Genomic DNA, 13,363 nt, shown 5'->3' with positions numbered 1-13,363 from the left:
GCATGAGGATTGCCATGAAAGAACTTGCGATAGCCGGTAAAGATTTGGTTAGCCCCGACGGGCTCGCGGCCTACCTGCGTTTTGTGAACGCGCAACCGCTTCTGCAGCCGGAAGAAGAGCGTGATCTTGCCCTGCGCCTGCGTGATCACGACGATGTGGATGCGGCTAAAGATCTGGTGCTCAGCCACCTGCGTTTTGTGGTGCGGGTAGCGCGGGGCTATCGAGGGTATGGGTTGCAAGAAGCCGATCTGATTCAGGAAGGTAATATTGGGCTGATGAAGGCGGTGAAGCGCTACGACCCGGATCATGGCGTACGTCTGGTCTCCTTTGCGGTGCATTGGGTCAAGGCGGAGATTCACGAATTCATCCTGCGTAATTGGCGTATTGTCAAAGTGGCCACTACCAAGGCGCAGCGCAAACTGTTTTTCAACCTCCGTTCCAGTCGCACCCACACCGGCTGGATGGGTGGCGAGGAAAGTGCCGCCATCGCGAACGATCTGGGCGTTACCCAGTCGCAGGTGTTGGAGATGGAAGGGCGGATGTCCGGTTACGACTATTCGCTTAACCTCGAACCCAATGAGGATGGAGAGGGGGGGCGTGTCCTGGAGTTGGCGGATCCCACCGGGTCTCCCGTAGAGCAACTGGCGGAGCGAGACTGGGATCAGCATCAGCACAAGGCCTTGCACTCGGCGTTGTCAGTTTTGCCCCAGCGAGATCGCTACATCATTGAGAACCGCTGGCTTAGCGAAGACCCTAAGACCTTGCAGGTGTTGGGCGATGAGCTGGGCGTTTCGGCAGAGCGGGTACGACAACTGGAAAAAAGCAGTATGGGAAAGTTGCGTCAACAGATGCTGGCGACTGCTTGAGTGCGGTGCTGCTTTTTCACGTCGACGACGCCGGTCGCTGGCCTAATCTGCTGGCCAATGTTCGTAACGCTCAGGCAGCGGCTCCGGAGCGGAGTTTGCGGGTCATCGCGAATGGTCAGGCGCCCATGTCCCTCTGGGCGAAGGGCCACTGGCGGCGCGAGATAGAAGAGCGCATCAGTGCTGGCGTGCGGGTCGATTTTTGTGAAAATAGCCTGCGTAATCTGGGTTTAGATCCTGATGACCGGCCGCTAGGCAGCCAACTGGTTGCCGCCGGAATCGTTGCCATTGCCGATGCCCAAGCGGTCGGCGCCCTCTACATTAAGCCCTGACCCCGCGGTGCAGTCACCCCATCACAAAATATAGCGGGACAAATCCTCGTCCTGCGCCAGATCTTTCAGGCGGCTGTCCACGTAGGCAGCGTCGACCTCCAGAGCCGTAGTACCGCTGTCCGGCGCGACAAAAGCCACCTCTTCCAGCAACCGCTCCATGACGGTGTGTAATCGCCGAGCCCCGATGTTCTCCACACGCTCATTGACCTGCTGGGCAATCTCGGCAATGCGCTGCACACCCTCCTGAGTAAAGTGCAAAGTCACCCCGTCGCTGGCCAGCAAGGCACTGTACTGCCGGACCAGCGCATTCTCCGGCTCCTGCAGTATGCGTACCAAATCTGCCGCACTGAGGGCTTCCAGCTCCACGCGAATAGGCAGGCGGCCTTGCAGCTCTGGAATTAGGTCTGAGGGCTTACTGAGGTGGAAGGCACCAGAGGCGATGAAGAGAATGTGGTCGGTCTTCACCACGCCGTAACGGGTGCTCACATTGGAGCCTTCTACCAGTGGCAACAAATCTCGCTGCACGCCTTCCCGGGAGACGTCCGAGCCCTGCTGAGTGCCAGCGCGCACTGCCACCTTGTCGATCTCATCAATGAAGACAATGCCGCCGGATTGCACCCGCTCCAGCGCCAGGGCGCGGACTTCCTCTTCATTGACCAGCTTGGCGGCTTCATCGTCCGTCAACAGACGCTGCGCTTCGCTAACGGTGACGCGTCGCGTGCTGGTTTTGCCTGGTGCCATGTTAGAGAACATATCGCGGAGCTGGTTAGTCATTTCTTCCATGCCCGCCGGGGCCATGATCTCTACACCACCCTTGGGCGCACTCACTTCGATCTCAATTTCCTGCGCGTCCAGCTTGCCTTCGCGCAGCATTTTGCGAAACTTCTGGCGTGTACCCTCATCGTTGCGTGGCACAGTGCTGTCGCGGGGGCCGGGGATGAGGATGTCGATGATCCGCTCCTCGGCCAGCTCCTCAGCACGCTGGCGCAGCGCGACCTGACGTTCGCTGCGGATCATATCTACAGCGGTTTCGGTCAGATCGCGGATGATGGATTCCACATCCTTACCCACGTAGCCGACTTCGGTGAACTTGGTGGCTTCTACCTTGATGAATGGGGCGTTGGCGAGTTGCGCCAGACGCCGGGCGATTTCCGTTTTGCCTACCCCTGTGGGCCCGATCATCAGGATGTTTTTGGGAGTGATTTCCTGATGCAGTGGCGGCGGCACCTGCCCGCGTCGCCAGCGGTTGCGCAGGGCAATAGCCACGGCACGCTTGGCCTCGGATTGGCCGATGATGTACTTGTCCAGCTCCTGGACGATCTCGCGGGGGGTCATTTCAGACATGCTCATAGTTCTTCAATCGTGTGGTTGTGGTTGGTGTAAATGCAGATATCGCCGGCAATGCTTAGGGCACGTTCGGCAATGCTGCGGGCGGGCAGGTCGCTATTTTCCAGCAGGGCACGCGCCGCTGACAAGGCATAAGGTCCGCCGGAGCCGATGGCGATGATGCCGTATTCTGGCTCCAGTACGTCTCCTTGACCGGTAATAATCAGGCTTTGTTTATCATCGGCGATGGCGAGCATGGCTTCCAGACGGCGCAGTACCCGGTCGGTGCGCCACTCCTTGGCCAGTTCCACGGCGGCCTTGGCCAACTGGCCGGGGTGAGCCTTATGTTTGGCCTCAAAACGCTCCAGCAGGGTAAAAGCGTCTGCCGTAGCTCCGGCGAAACCGGTCAGGACGCCCGGATCTATACGGCGTACCTTACGGGCGTTACCTTTCATCACCGTATTGCCGAGGGTCACCTGGCCATCTCCCGCCATGACCACGTTGCTACCCCGGCGGACACAAAGAATCGTTGTCCCGTGCATTTGCTGCGAATCTGTCATGTTTTTTCCTCAAAATGTTTCGTATCCTGAGCGCCGCGTCGTGATCGCGGGTGCGCCTGGTCGTAGACCTGTGCTAATTGCTGATAATCCATATGGGTGTAGATGGCGGTGGTGCCAATACCGGCATGGCCCAGGTATTCCTGTACCGCGCGCAAGTCGCCGGACGATTGTAACAGATGGCTGGCAGCACTATGGCGCAGGGTATGGGGATGCAGCGGTTGTCCCAAGCGCGCCGCACCCAGTTTCTTGACCCGTATCTGGATGCTACGCACGCTGAGTCGCTGGCCGCGTTGATTGATGAAAAGCGCTATTTCTTCACCTGCAGACACCGCCGGGCGCAGCGCAAGGTAGGCGCGGAGTGCCGCCCAGGCGGGCTGACCCACGGGTACGATGCGTTCCTTGTGGCCCTTGCCCAACACCCGCACCGTACCCCCATGATAATCTAGGTCGCCTACATTCAGTCCTGCCAGTTCGCTGACGCGCAGGGCGCTGGAGTACAGCAGTTCCAGGATCAGTTGATCACGCAGGCGGATAAAGTCTTTCTGATCCTCTGCGGCGCCAGGGGTGGGTTGCATCAGCACGCGCGCCTGATCTACGGTCAGCCAATCGGGCAGACGCTGCTCCGCCCTGGGCATGGCAAGGCCCTGCACCGGGTTGCGCAGTTTGGGCGCGTCATGTTGCAGATGGCGATAGAGGGCACGTATCGCCGCGAAATGCCTGCGCAGGCTGCGAATGGCCACGCCCCGGCTGCGCTCCGCCATGAGGTAGGCGCGCAGGCTGCTGCGCTCTATTTGCGCGATCTCCGTCTGCCCGCGTTGCTGTGAAAACCGCGACCAGGCGACCAGGTCATGGCCATAGGCGCTGATCGTGGCCGGACTGGCCCTGCCGCTCTGCCGGAGCGTTTCGATAAACTGAGTAACGGCCGCTTCAATCAACATGGGCTCAGGCAGCGATCCAGTGCCGCTGTAACCAGGCGGGCAATCTGGTCGAGCAGGTCGGCCCCGGCGTCCTCGGCATAGCGGCCGGGGTGCTGACTGCCGAGCAAAATACCCCCTTGCAGATGCTGACCGGCAAGCGGGATCAGGGCGAAGGACTCCAGTCCCGCCCCGGCAGCGCCGAAGAGGGTGCTGCGCAGGGTCGGGCTGAGGGTCAGTCCGGTCGCGGCGCGCAACAGCGGGAAGCCATTCAGAATCTCCTGAAAATCCGCTTGCTCCAGTGGCAGGAACTGCGGCAGATCGGCCATGGGCGTGCGGGCGATCAAGGCCATTTCCTCGACCTGAAAACCCTCCCGTAAACGGCCGATAACGGTGTGAAGGGTCGTGGTACAATCGGGCGTCTGCAGCAGTTCGGTAGCCAGATCGGAGAGATGCAGGCCGAGTGCGGCATTCTGTTGGGCGGCACCTAGCAGTGCACTAATACGCTGATGCAGATGGACGTTTTCCTCGCGCAGTACCTGTACCTGCCGCTCCAGCAGGGACGAGGCTGAACCACGTCCGACATGGGGCAGGGTCAGGATGTGGAGCAGGTCTTCCTGATCCCACAAAAATCGCGGGTGCTGGCGGAGATAGGCCCGGACCTGATCCGCCTGGTCATCCATTTCGGGGGCCGTGGTCACTCAGTCATCCTCCCAGTGGGTTTCATGGTAGCGTTCAGCGGCGCCATGCACCTCCAGCGCGGCGATCAGGCGTGCCAGCATCTCGCCCTCCTGATCATTGAGTTTATGCAGAAAATTAAGTTCAGCTGCATGACTGTTCAAGCTTTTGGCAATGCCCTGCAATATCGTGTCCTGCATGATGTTTCTCCCTTTGCTGCCTATGACTCAGTGATTCAGTCTGACAAGGGCCAGACCCCGTCAAAAACCACTTGCGCCGGGCCAGTCATCAGGACCGGTTGCCCCAGGCCCGCCCATTCGATCTGTAAGGTGCCACCAGGCAGAGTCACCGTCACCGCATGATCCAGCTCGCCCCAGCGGATACCGGCGACTACTGCCGCGCAGGCATTGCTGCCACAGGCCAGAGTCTCCCCGGCACCGCGCTCCCAGACCCGCAGTTGAATATGGCCCCGGTCACGGACTTCCATGAACCCCACATTGCAGCGCTGGGGAAAGTCCGGGTGTATTTCCATACGGGGGCCGAGGGTGGCTACCGGTGCATCGGCCACGCTGGATACGCGCAACACCGCGTGGGGATTGCCCATGCCGACAGCGGCGATGCGCAGCGTGTCATCCCCTATGGGCAGCAGGTATTCGGGCGCTTCTTCCTTGCCGCAGAAAGGAACCTCAGCCGGGGTGAGTCGCGGGATGCCCATGTTGACGGTGACTTCACCATTATCCTGGTGATGCAGGATCAGCCGTCCGGCCAGCGTCTCGACGGTGATCAGCGCTTTGTCCGTGAGTCCGGCGCGGCGCACGAAGACGGCAAAGCAGCGGGCGCCGTTGCCGCACTGCGCCACCTCAGTGCCGTCCGCATTAAAGATGCGATACCGGAAATCACAATCGGGGGACGTCGCGGTCTCTACGAGCAGAATTTGATCGCAACCAACGCCGAAGTGGCGGTCGGCTATGGCTCGGATGGCCTCGGGGCGCAGCTCGACCCGTTGACGAACGCCATCGAAAACGACGAAATCGTTACCCAGGCCCTGCATCTTGGTGAAGCGCAGGGAGGGGGGCACAGAATCAGTAAGGGAGTGGCTCATGTGCCGAGTTTAGCAATGTCTGTCCGGGGAGGACAGAGCGCGCGAATCGGAGGCTTCGGGCTATGTTTTCCGTGGCTCTTGCATGTCGTGCTCCAGATTTTTCAGCCTGGTTGAGGTGGCATCGCAATGGTTTGGCCATGCGTGGGCGCGCATAATCGTTGTTTTTATTGGCTGGGGGACGTGGATTCGAACCACGGTTAGCGGAGTCAGAGTCCGCTGTCCTACCGCTAGACGATCCCCCAAGAGAGGGGCGAATGATAGCCGTGGCGGCCCGTTCATGTCAAACAGCAGGGGCTTTACGGTTGGTTTTTGTGGTGCGTTGTAAAAAAGGTGTTGTGAAAATGTTGCAAAGCGTCCGCTCCGGTGCTATAGTTTCCTTCGTGGTACTTGAAACATCGCTCTCGAGGAGGAGCTTAATCATGAAAAAGAATCTCGTAGCTTTGGCCGTTGCGGCGGCTTTTGTGGTCCCTGGCGTTGCTTTCGCTTCGACCAGTTCCAACCGGGACACCGGTCCGGTCGTTTTCGGTTATGCCCAGATCACCGGTGCCCAGCAGTTCGGTACCCCAGCCTCGCAGTCCAGCGGCCTGATCTTCGGCGCCAACCGTATCCGCTTGGGCTTCAAGGGTGAGGCGGTTCCCGGCGTAACTTATTACGTTGAGGGCGCCTATGATGAGGCGGGCTTAGGCAATGGTTTGCCAAATGGCCTGAATAACGGTCTCGGTGGTAACGTGCTGGGTGGTAGTAGTGCCCAGTTGATGGATGCTTATATCAACTTCGCACCGGTGCCCTTCGCCCAGTTGCAGGTCGGCAAGTTCAAGACCCCGGAAGGTCTGGAATACACCAGCGTGGCCGGCAATGAACTGACCTTCATCTACCGCAACATGGGCCAGTCCCTGTTGCCCGGACGTTCCGTCGGCGCCATGGTCCATGCGGGCAACGTGATGGGCACGGGCATTGGCTATGCCGTGGGTATTTTTGATAACACCTCGCTGGATAATTATACCGCCTTCAGTAATGCCCCCGGCAACACCTTTGGCGGCGGTCAGGGCGGCTTGCTCAACGGCAACGGCAAGTACATCACCTCCGGCATGTTGAGCTACAGCATGAGTCCGCTGTTGACCGCGGAAGTAAGCGGCAGCATGGGAACGGCAAGGACCTATCATGGTACTGACAAGCTCACCAGTTGGAATGTGGGTCTCAGTGGCGGCATGATGGGCATCAACTACGGCGCCGGTTATACCCGGACTGATGGTACTAATACGATTGGCTACATGAACGCGAGTCCTAACAGTGTCGGCACCGTCAATGCCAGCGACTGGCATGCGGAGTTGGCCGCCAATCTGCATGAAATGAGCCTAACCCCGGACTGGTTGGACGTCGAACCTGCCGTGCGTTACGACCAGTACCATGTGACGGGCGCTGGCACCCTGGGTAATGCAACCGTTGGTGTGAACTACTTCGTGAACCCCAATAATCCCCATGCGGCGGAAGTTCAGTTGAACTATATTCTGGCTACCCGTGGTGGTTCCATCGACAACGCCTATGGTTATCCCAACGGTAATTCCCCCATCAACGGTGTTGCCTACAACACCCTGATGTTGCAGTTCCAGGCTGGTTTCTAAGTTCAAACAAGCCTTCGGACCGCTTCGGCGGCTCCATTGCCGCCCCTTCGGGGGCGGTTTTTATTTGCTTTTTCGGGTGGATACCTTTATAAGAAAACCCGCTGCGGGGCTTGTGCCTCTGCGTTTTTTCTTATGACCGTTTTTGGGGAATATTAGTGTCTCGTCAAATCCGTAACATTGCCATCATCGCCCATGTTGACCACGGTAAGACCACGCTGGTGGACCAGCTCCTGCGTCAGTCGGGTACCTTTGCCGCCCACCAGCAACTGGAAGAGCGGGTGATGGACAGCAACGACCTGGAAAAAGAGCGCGGCATCACCATTATGGCCAAGAACACGGCGGTGCAGTGGGGCGACACCCACATCAACATCGTTGACACTCCCGGCCATGCCGACTTCGGTGCCGAAGTGGAGCGGGTGCTGGGCATGGTGGATGGCGTACTGCTGTTGGTGGATGCCGTTGAAGGCCCGATGCCGCAGACCCGTTTCGTGACCCGCAAGGCGTTGGAACTCGGTCTCAAGCCCATCGTGGTGATCAACAAGGTGGATCGCCCCGGCGCCCGCGCCGATTACGTCATCAGTGCCACCTTTGACCTCTTCGACAAACTGGGGGCGACGGAAGATCAACTGGATTTTCCCGTAATCTATGCCTCCGGTTTGCAGGGTTATGCGGGGGAAGATCCCGAAGTCCGCTCCGGTGACATGAAGCCCCTCTTTGAGATGATCCTCAGTCATGTGGCGGCGCCAGAGGGTGATCCCGAAGGCCCCCTACAGATGCAGATTGCCGACCTTGATTACTCCAATTATGTGGGGCGTATTGCGGTGGGTCGTATTCGCCGTGGCACCATACGTCCGGGACAGGATATCGTGTTGATTCACGGCGTCGACAAGACCCAGACCAAGGCGCGTATCTTGCAGCTCCTCGGCTTTGATGGCCTCAAGCGAGTGCCGTGGGAAAGTGCCACGGTGGGCGACATTGTCGCCGTAACCGGCATTGAGGAACCCTCCATCGGTGCCACCATCGCGGCGCCTGAAGCGCCTGAGGCGTTGCCTTGGAAGCCCATTGATGAACCCACCCTGAACATGACGTTTCAGGTCAATACCAGCCCCTTCGCGGGCCGGGAAGGGAAGTTTGTCACCAGTCGCCAGTTGCGCGAGCGTCTGTATCGTGAGTTGCTGATCAACGTTGCGCTGCGGGTGGAGGATACCGACAATGCCGATGTGTTCATGGTCTCCGGGCGCGGCGAGTTACACCTGACCATCCTCATCGAGAATATGCGCCGTGAGGGCTATGAGCTGGCAGTGTCACGCCCCCGGGTCATTCAGCGTCAGGTGAACGGCGTATGGGAAGAGCCTTACGAGGCATTGACGGTAGATGTGGAAGAGCAGCATCAGGGCACGATCATGGAGCGTTTGGGCATCCGTCGCGGCGAATTGCAGGATATGATGCCCGATGGCCGGGGCCGGGTGCGTCTGGAATACAAGATTCCGGCGCGTGGTCTCATCGGCTTCCATACGGAGTTTTTGACGGCAACTTCCGGTACCGGCGTGATCAGCCATATTTTTGAGGGTTATGGTCCGGTGAAGGGAACGATTCCGGCGCGCAATAACGGCGTGCTGATCTCCGCAGAAGAGGGTGAGGTGGTTGGTTTTGCCTTGTTTAATCTGCAGGATCGCGGGCGAATGTTTGTCAGCCCCGGTGACAAGGTCTACCAGGGCATGGTGATCGGTATTCATACCCGCGACAACGATCTGGTGGTCAACCCGCTCAAGGAAAAGAAGCTGACCAACATGCGCGCGTCCGGTTCTGATGAGAACATCATGCTGACGCCGCCTATTCGCCTGACGCTGGAAGGCGCGGTCGAATTCATTGCCGATGATGAGTTGGTAGAGGCGACGCCCCAGTCCATTCGTATCCGGAAGCGTTATCTGACGGAGAATGAACGTAAAAGAGCATCGCGCGGCGGCAGTTAAGCCTTCGCTATGGATTGCTGAAGAGAGATGGCCCGGAGCGAATGTAAGTAAGGCTCCGGGCCATTTTTTGTCGCGTGTCGCAAGCGATGCCTACTGTGTGGGCGCGGCGCGCGTTTTTTCCAGGGTGATCAGGCGGAACCAGCCACCGACCGCGGCGGGGATATCGCTGACGATCTGCAGTTCGGGCCGTTGTGCCAGAAGATCCTCAAACACCAGGTCGGTATGGGTGGCAATGGGGCCGGACAGGGGGGCCAGTAGGCGCCGCCAGAAGGCGCGTTCACCGCGGCGAAGAAACTTGTCGAGGAGCAGTATCCGGCCGCCAGGTTTGAGGACGCGGCTGGCTTCTGCGAATGCCAGCCCGGCATGGGGTACGACGGCAAGTATGAGATGCATGACGACAATGTCGAAACAATTGTCCGGAAAGGGCAACGCCTCGGCGTCAGCCTGAATCAGCGGGAAATGGGGAGACAGGCTTTGTGCGTGACGGAGCATGGCGTGCGTGAGGTCGATGCCGACGGCCGCGCAGGTGCCAGGCAGATAAGGAATATCCAGACCGGTGCCGATGCCATCGATCAGGACGCGGCAGGGTGCCGACGGAATATTGCTGAGGCTGCGTTGCCGCAAGGGTGCGGAGAAGCCGCGCACTGCCGCATTATAAAGGGGCGCCCAGAGCGCGTAGGCGCGCTGCAGGCTCTGGTAGCTCAATGAAAGACGGTGGCCACCGCCAGACGAAAGGCGGGGATGGGGACGAGGAAACTTTCTCCCGTATCGCTGACCCACTCGAAGCTGCCGTGCATGCTGCCTACCGGCGTGGACAGGACGGATCCGCTGGTGTAGCGGAAGCGTTGACCGGGCTGTAGTGTCGGCTGTTCACCGACGACACCCGGTCCTTTGACTTCCTGGATATGACCTTCGGCGTCGGTAATGATCCAGTGGCGATTGAGGAGTTGTGCCGTCTGCGGACCGTTATTCTGCATGGTAACTTGATAAGCGAAGGCGAAATGTTCCTGCTCTGGGCTGGACTGTTCCGGCAGATAGCGCGTCTCGACGCTGATCTGGATTTCTGTGGGGGGTTGCTCTTCCATGGGTGTGCTCCGGGCCGTTGGTCGGCGTTACGATTCAGAAACAGTCTAACGGTCCGGGGGCGGGCTGCCAAGTTATACCGGCTAACCGGTCAGCGCTTGGGTGCCGCGGTCGGGCGCGGGCGGTAGAGGATGAGTACGCGCCCGATGCGGCCGACAACGTCGGCATGACTGGCGCCGGACAGGGTCTGTATCATGTCATCCCGTTCGTCGTGGGATACCTGGGGCAAACGTATCTTGATGAGTTCGTGGGCATGGATGGCGCCTTCCAGTTCGGCGAGAACGCCGTCGGTGACGCCGTGGGCGCCGATCATGACGACAGGCTTGAGGGCATGCGCTTGTCCACGCAGGTTTTGTCTTTGTTTGGCGTCCAGCATGGTATCCTCGTCAGTCTGATTGGGCTGCTATGGTGTAGCGGCAGAGTGTACGTTTGTGGAGGGCGGGGGTCAAAGTCCGGGGGTTTGTTGTGGCCAGAAGTAAATCCAGCCAGAAGTGGCTGACGGAACATTTTAAAGATCCATTCGTGCAGCGCGCGATGAAGGAGGGGTATCGCTCGCGCGCGAGTTACAAATTGCTGGAGATTCAGCAGAAGGATCACCTTATCCGTCCGGGTATGCGCGTATTGGATGTGGGCGCAGCGCCGGGTGGCTGGACGCAGGTGGCGGCGCCGCTCATCGGCAAGAAGGGGCGACTGGTGGCGGTGGATCGTTTGGCGATGGACCCGGTGGCGGACGCCATAGTGATCTGCGGTGACGTTTATGAAGACGCAGTGCTGGCAGCCTGCCGGGATGCGCTGCCGGGTGGCGCTGATCTGATTATGAGCGACATGGCCCCCAATATGTCCGGTATTGCCAGCGTCGATCAGGCGCGTGCTATTGATCTTGCGGAGCTGGCGCTGGATATGGCTCAGCGCTGGCTGGTGCCGGGTGGCTCGCTGCTGATCAAGGTGTTTATGGGGTCCGGCGCGGAGGATTTGCGTCGGGCGCTGCGTCGGGACTTCAAGAAAATAGTGGTACGCAAGCCGGAAGCCTCGCGCGCGCGCTCTACTGAGCAGTATTGGTTGGCACTGGACTTTCAGAGAGTTGCGCAGGAAAGGTTGGACAACGGCGGTGCGAGTTCCCTATAATTCGGCCACGCGCAGTTAGCTCAGATGGATAGAGCGTCGGCCTCCGAAGCCGAAGGTCACTGGTTCGACTCCAGTACTGCGCACCATAAAAAACAGCGACTTAAGTTTTACTCTTGATGCCAAAATGAATTTATGCCACCCTGACGCCATACTAGGATAAGAAGCAGGGTGCAAATATGGCAACGATCAGATCCCGAGAAGACCAGGATGGCATCACCATCGGTTGGCAAGCCCAGATCAAGCGTAAGGGCTTCCCCATGGTCGTTAAAACCTTTCGCACCAAAGCCGCGGCTACGCAATGGGCCACGGTGACGGAATCGGAAATGATGCGGGGCCTTTTTGTGTCCCGAAGCGAATCTGAGCGCACCACGGTTGATTCCTTAATAGATAGGTATGCTCGTGAGGTGTTGCCTACCCAGAAGGGTGGGCATCGGGAAGTCTCCAGGGTGAAGCATATAAAGGAAGGGCTTGGTAAATACTCGCTCGCTGCTCTGACATCATCCTTGGTCGCTGATTATCGTGATGCCCGTTTGAAAATCGTCGGTCCTCAGTCTGTGAAGCATGAACTGGGGCTTCTCCAGCGTGCATTGAAGAAGGGCGCACAGGAATGGGGGATCGCTCTACCAGGTGGCATCCCTACCTTCCTGGTGAAAAAACCATCACTGCCGGCCTCACGGAATCGGCGACTAGTCGATGATGAGGAAGACAGGTTGTTGACCGCATGCGCAGATGCTCGCAACCCATGGCTTCGGTCGGTCGTCGTCTTTGCCATTGAAACCGCGATGCGGGCAGGTGAGATAGTAGAGACATGGAAGCAGGATCCGTCCGGGGCGCTGGACGCCAACGAAAAACATCTGCAGGTAAAGGTCAGTAGCGGCTTGATATGGGAAAATGTAGATCTGAAAAAGCGCACCGCGCACCTGCCAACGAGTAAGAACGGCGATGCACGCACAGTGCCACTCTCCAGTCGTGCCGTAGTGACGTTGGAGGCTCTGCCGCGCAATCTGGACGGGCGTGTGTTCGGCGCCACTTATGAAGGCGTGAAGCAGTCCTATAATAGAGCATGCAAGCGTGCAAATATCACCGGCCTCACCTTCCATGATCTCCGTCACGAAGCCACCAGCCGCCTCTTTGAGAAAGGCTTCAATCCCATGGAAGTGTCGGCCATCACTGGCCACAAGACATTGCAGATGTTGAAGCGGTACACTCACTTAAGAGCGGAGGACCTAGCGAAGAGAATGGGATGAATCTACACTTTAAATAATGCGCAATATTATGGAGGATTACTATGAAGTCAGAAATACCCTATCGTGGCCGGATAATCAGGAAAAAATCTAATGGGAAGTGGGAAATTTGCATTGATGAGTCAACCAGCAACTGTCACGGGAACTTTGACAACGAAGATGCTGCCAAAAGACAAGTGGATGATGATTTAGATCATTATCCAGGCTCAGGAATGGAAATATGATGTTTTATTATTCAGATTCTGTATTTCTTTTTATTTTATAAGGATGATGAAAAATGGTGTGGATTATAACGTGCAACAAGGATAATGGAGCGGTAGGTACATCGCTGCATGAGCCAAAATTTTTTGATACGAAGCAAGCTGCACTCGATTGGATATCTGAGAACAAAGGTTTATTCCCAGACTGCAAACTTGATCCAGAGGAGTGCAAACCGGTAGGCCCTGGAATCATAACGGCAACCATCGAAACGAAGGAACCGCCTGAAATTTCTGGGTATCAGATTTATCAATACGACTTTTCTAATTTCTAGGGGGACCAA

The 13,363-nt window shown here is 58.1% G+C and carries 17 protein-coding genes and 2 tRNA genes; 9 read left to right on the top strand and 10 right to left on the bottom strand.

The annotated features are described in order from the left end of the window. Window positions 1-14: 14 nt before the first annotated feature. Window positions 15-866 (top strand): RNA polymerase sigma factor RpoH, encoded by an 852-nt coding sequence (gene rpoH / locus H2515_RS13255; protein ID WP_198660361.1) that lies wholly within the window; start codon window positions 15-17, stop codon window positions 864-866. Window positions 867-871: 5 nt separating this feature from the next. Continuing rightward, window positions 872-1,195 carry a DsrE family protein gene (locus H2515_RS13250; protein ID WP_231551095.1) on the top strand — a complete coding sequence of 108 codons (324 nt, stop codon included), beginning with the start codon at window positions 872-874 and terminating at the stop codon, window positions 1,193-1,195. Window positions 1,196-1,216: 21 nt separating this feature from the next. Here the strand turns inward: H2515_RS13250 and hslU are convergent, their stop codons facing one another. The 7 genes from hslU to H2515_RS13215 all read right to left on the bottom strand — a co-directional run bounded on the left by hslU (window position 1,217) and on the right by H2515_RS13215 (window position 6,017). After that, window positions 1,217-2,539 carry an ATP-dependent protease ATPase subunit HslU gene (gene hslU / locus H2515_RS13245; protein ID WP_035192098.1) on the bottom strand — a complete coding sequence of 441 codons (1,323 nt, stop codon included), beginning with the start codon at window positions 2,537-2,539 and terminating at the stop codon, window positions 1,217-1,219. 2 nt (window positions 2,540-2,541) lie between these two features. Beyond that, window positions 2,542-3,081 carry an ATP-dependent protease subunit HslV gene (gene hslV, locus H2515_RS13240; protein WP_014028037.1) on the bottom strand — a complete coding sequence of 180 codons (540 nt, stop codon included), beginning with the start codon at window positions 3,079-3,081 and terminating at the stop codon, window positions 2,542-2,544. Then, window positions 3,078-4,019, bottom strand: a complete 942-nt coding sequence (locus H2515_RS13235; RefSeq protein ID WP_198660359.1) for a tyrosine recombinase XerC — start codon at window positions 4,017-4,019, stop codon at window positions 3,078-3,080. The genes hslV and H2515_RS13235 overlap by 4 nt, the downstream gene beginning before the upstream one ends. Then, the gene (locus H2515_RS13230) at window positions 4,013-4,696 is read right to left on the bottom strand and encodes a DUF484 family protein (RefSeq protein WP_198660358.1); all 684 of its coding nucleotides are present in this window, start codon (window positions 4,694-4,696) and stop codon (window positions 4,013-4,015) included. The genes H2515_RS13235 and H2515_RS13230 overlap by 7 nt, the downstream gene beginning before the upstream one ends. Then, on the bottom strand, window positions 4,697-4,873 hold the full coding sequence (locus H2515_RS13225; protein WP_014028040.1) for a hypothetical protein: 177 nt from the start codon (window positions 4,871-4,873) through the stop codon (window positions 4,697-4,699). A 35-nt stretch (window positions 4,874-4,908) separates the two neighbouring features. Continuing rightward, window positions 4,909-5,751: a diaminopimelate epimerase gene (gene dapF / locus H2515_RS13220; RefSeq protein ID WP_408626790.1), complete on the bottom strand. Its 843-nt coding sequence runs from the start codon at window positions 5,749-5,751 to the stop codon at window positions 4,909-4,911. 192 nt (window positions 5,752-5,943) lie between these two features. Further along, window positions 5,944-6,017, bottom strand: a tRNA-Gln gene (locus H2515_RS13215). 177 nt (window positions 6,018-6,194) lie between these two features. On the opposite strand from H2515_RS13215, the gene H2515_RS13210 reads away from it, so the two are divergent. Together H2515_RS13210 and typA are read left to right on the top strand one after the other, a co-directional pair. Then, window positions 6,195-7,397: a porin family protein gene (locus H2515_RS13210; protein ID WP_198660356.1), complete on the top strand. Its 1,203-nt coding sequence runs from the start codon at window positions 6,195-6,197 to the stop codon at window positions 7,395-7,397. A gap of 155 nt (window positions 7,398-7,552) precedes the next feature. Beyond that, a complete protein-coding gene (typA, locus tag H2515_RS13205; protein ID WP_014028043.1) occupies window positions 7,553-9,370 on the top strand; it encodes a translational GTPase TypA in 1,818 nt (605 codons plus the stop codon). Between the two features lie 90 nt (window positions 9,371-9,460). Here typA and H2515_RS13200 read toward each other — a convergent pair whose 3' ends face one another. From H2515_RS13200 to yhbY, 3 genes are all read right to left on the bottom strand, one after another. Beyond that, a complete protein-coding gene (locus H2515_RS13200; protein ID WP_035191931.1) occupies window positions 9,461-10,075 on the bottom strand; it encodes a class I SAM-dependent methyltransferase in 615 nt (204 codons plus the stop codon). Continuing rightward, window positions 10,072-10,455 carry a Co2+/Mg2+ efflux protein ApaG gene (gene apaG / locus H2515_RS13195; protein WP_014028045.1) on the bottom strand — a complete coding sequence of 128 codons (384 nt, stop codon included), beginning with the start codon at window positions 10,453-10,455 and terminating at the stop codon, window positions 10,072-10,074. Before apaG ends, H2515_RS13200 begins: the two co-directional genes overlap by 4 nt. A gap of 89 nt (window positions 10,456-10,544) precedes the next feature. Beyond that, window positions 10,545-10,829 (bottom strand): ribosome assembly RNA-binding protein YhbY, encoded by a 285-nt coding sequence (gene yhbY / locus H2515_RS13190; protein WP_014028046.1) that lies wholly within the window; start codon window positions 10,827-10,829, stop codon window positions 10,545-10,547. An 89-nt stretch (window positions 10,830-10,918) separates the two neighbouring features. On the opposite strand from yhbY, the gene H2515_RS13185 reads away from it, so the two are divergent. From H2515_RS13185 to H2515_RS13165, 5 genes are all read left to right on the top strand, one after another. After that, window positions 10,919-11,578, top strand: a complete 660-nt coding sequence (locus H2515_RS13185) for an RlmE family RNA methyltransferase (protein ID WP_035191929.1) — start codon at window positions 10,919-10,921, stop codon at window positions 11,576-11,578. Between the two features lie 9 nt (window positions 11,579-11,587). Then, a tRNA-Arg gene (locus tag H2515_RS13180) sits at window positions 11,588-11,664 on the top strand. Window positions 11,665-11,754: 90 nt separating this feature from the next. Continuing rightward, window positions 11,755-12,825 (top strand): site-specific integrase, encoded by a 1,071-nt coding sequence (locus H2515_RS13175; RefSeq protein ID WP_198660355.1) that lies wholly within the window; start codon window positions 11,755-11,757, stop codon window positions 12,823-12,825. A gap of 41 nt (window positions 12,826-12,866) precedes the next feature. Then, on the top strand, window positions 12,867-13,046 hold the full coding sequence (locus H2515_RS13170; RefSeq protein WP_198660354.1) for a hypothetical protein: 180 nt from the start codon (window positions 12,867-12,869) through the stop codon (window positions 13,044-13,046). A 53-nt stretch (window positions 13,047-13,099) separates the two neighbouring features. Beyond that, window positions 13,100-13,354 (top strand): hypothetical protein, encoded by a 255-nt coding sequence (locus tag H2515_RS13165; RefSeq protein ID WP_198660353.1) that lies wholly within the window; start codon window positions 13,100-13,102, stop codon window positions 13,352-13,354. Window positions 13,355-13,363 lie beyond the last annotated feature (9 nt).

It is taken from the genome of Acidithiobacillus ferrivorans, from assembly GCF_016250455.1.
GTDB lineage: Bacteria > Pseudomonadota > Gammaproteobacteria > Acidithiobacillales > Acidithiobacillaceae > Acidithiobacillus > Acidithiobacillus ferrivorans.
This window is presented reverse-complemented; position numbering and strand designations above follow the sequence as displayed.

Excerpts from the sequence above, each read along its gene's own strand:
- H2515_RS13175 (WP_198660355.1), top strand. The coding sequence starts at position 11,755 with ATGGCAACGATCAGATCCCGAGAAGACCAGGATGGCATCACCATCGGT.
- H2515_RS13170 (WP_198660354.1), top strand. The coding sequence starts at position 12,867 with ATGAAGTCAGAAATACCCTATCGTGGCCGGATAATCAGGAAAAAATCT.
- H2515_RS13225 (WP_014028040.1), bottom strand. The coding sequence starts at position 4,873 with ATGCAGGACACGATATTGCAGGGCATTGCCAAAAGCTTGAACAGTCAT.
- H2515_RS13210 (WP_198660356.1), top strand. The coding sequence starts at position 6,195 with ATGAAAAAGAATCTCGTAGCTTTGGCCGTTGCGGCGGCTTTTGTGGTC.
- yhbY (WP_014028046.1), bottom strand. The coding sequence starts at position 10,829 with ATGCTGGACGCCAAACAAAGACAAAACCTGCGTGGACAAGCGCATGCC.
- apaG (WP_014028045.1), bottom strand. The coding sequence starts at position 10,455 with ATGGAAGAGCAACCCCCCACAGAAATCCAGATCAGCGTCGAGACGCGC.
- rpoH (WP_198660361.1), top strand. The coding sequence starts at position 15 with ATGAAAGAACTTGCGATAGCCGGTAAAGATTTGGTTAGCCCCGACGGG.
- hslU (WP_035192098.1), bottom strand. The coding sequence starts at position 2,539 with ATGTCTGAAATGACCCCCCGCGAGATCGTCCAGGAGCTGGACAAGTAC.
- hslV (WP_014028037.1), bottom strand. The coding sequence starts at position 3,081 with ATGACAGATTCGCAGCAAATGCACGGGACAACGATTCTTTGTGTCCGC.
- H2515_RS13165 (WP_198660353.1), top strand. The coding sequence starts at position 13,100 with ATGGTGTGGATTATAACGTGCAACAAGGATAATGGAGCGGTAGGTACA.
- H2515_RS13235 (WP_198660359.1), bottom strand. The coding sequence starts at position 4,019 with ATGTTGATTGAAGCGGCCGTTACTCAGTTTATCGAAACGCTCCGGCAG.